1 protein-coding gene is annotated in these 1599 nt (G+C 71.2%); it reads right to left on the bottom strand.

Annotated features, from left to right (window positions below):
* Positions 1-35: 35 nt before the first annotated feature.
* A complete protein-coding gene (locus tag AB1207_RS24415; RefSeq protein WP_437179021.1) occupies positions 36-1298 on the bottom strand; it encodes an IS30 family transposase in 1263 nt (420 codons plus the stop codon).
* Positions 1299-1599 lie beyond the last annotated feature (301 nt).

The raw sequence follows: 1599 nt of genomic DNA, 5'->3' as shown, positions 1-1599 counted from the left end.
GGCGGATTCTCGTGGTCCTCGCAACACCGCGTGGTCTACGTGAGGGTGAGTAGATCACGTAGGCGCTCGGCTGGGTTGGCCCAGCCGAGCGTCTTGCGTGGTCGCCCGTTCAGCTCCTGCGCCACGTACTCCAGGTCCGCGGCGGTGTGCACCTTCAGGTCGGTGCCCTTGGGGAAGTACTGCCGCAGCAGCCCGTTGGTGTTCTCGTTCGAGCCCCGCTGCCAGGGTGAGTGCGGGTCGCAGAAGTAGACCGGGACCCCGGTGGCGATGGTGAACTGCCGGTGCGCGGCCATCTCACTGCCCTGATCCCAGGTCAGCGACCCCCGCAGGTGCTGCGGCAGCGTGGTGATGAGGGTGACCAGGACGTCGCGGACCTCCTCAGCGGTGTGCCCGCCGGGCAGGTGCCCCAGCATCACGTACCGGGTGCTGCGCTCGACCAGCGTCACGATCGCCGAGCCGGAGGCGGTCCCCACGATCAGGTCCCCCTCCCAGTGCCCTGGCACCGCCCGGTCCTGCACCTCGGCGGGGCGTTCGGAGATCATCAGCATCGGGTCGATGAAGCGGGGGGTGCGCTGATCGGGGCGCCGGTGCGGGACCCGGCGGGTGCGGCCGCTGCGCAACGCCGCGGCGACCTCACGGCGCAGCCCGCCGCGGGCCTGGACGTACAGGGCCTGGTAGATCGTCTCCACACTCACCCGCATGTCGTACTCGTCAGGGAAGTCTTGGACCAGAGCATGACTGATCTGCTCAGGGGACCACCGCAGCGTCAGCTTCTGGGCCACGTAGGCGCGCAGCGGGCCCGGCGCGGCCAGCTTGGAGTCCTTGGGGCGGGCTCGGCTGGCCGCCCACGCCCGCTGCGCCGCGTACGGGTGGTACTCCTGGCCCGGCCTTGTGGTGCTGGCCTCAGTCCCAGCACTGGAGCTGGACTCGGCGTCGGGGAGGGGGATCGCGTGGGCCTCGAGCTCGCGTTTGATCGTTGAGGCGTGCCGGCCCAGGACCCGCCCGATGGCCCGCAACGACTTCCCTTCCCGACGCAGGTCAGCGATCGTCTCCCGCTCGCTGATCGTCAGAAAGCGGGGATGCAGCCTGGCCTCCACCGCGGCCAGGGAGGCCGTCTGCGCGGCTTGGGCGGCAGCAGCGGCCGCCGCGGCCCGTGCGTAGCGGGCAGCACCAGGAGAGCCGGCAGGAGCGCTAGCACTGATCACACCGCTCTTGTAGTCCACCCAGCGCCCATCACGGCGCCAGCGCCCTCCTTCGGCGACCTCGTGGTCCCAGTCCGCGGCGGTGCGCAGCAGCACCCCGACCGCCGCGGCGGCCTGAGCGCGGGGCAGGCCCTCGGCGCGCAAGGTGTCGTACCGGGCCCTGCCCGGGTGCGGCGGACGGCCGGGCTTGCCGGCGGTGGCTGCACCGGTCGCCTTGACCCACTTGAAGCCCAACGAGCGGTTGATGCCCGCGGTCCTGGCCGCGGCCGAGACGTTCCCGCCGTTGCGGGCCAGGTCCCGCAAGAACTTCTTCTTCACCCTGACTGGATGCTGTCGTGGCACGGTCCTCGCAACTCCCCAATCTCAGGGTGTTGCGAGGACCGCTAGAACCGGCCCG

Source organism: Kineococcus endophyticus (assembly GCF_040796495.1).
In the GTDB taxonomy this organism is placed as follows: Bacteria; Actinomycetota; Actinomycetes; order Actinomycetales; family Kineococcaceae; genus Kineococcus; species Kineococcus endophyticus.
Note: the sequence above shows the minus strand (reverse complement) of the source record. Positions and strands in the feature narration are given on the sequence as shown.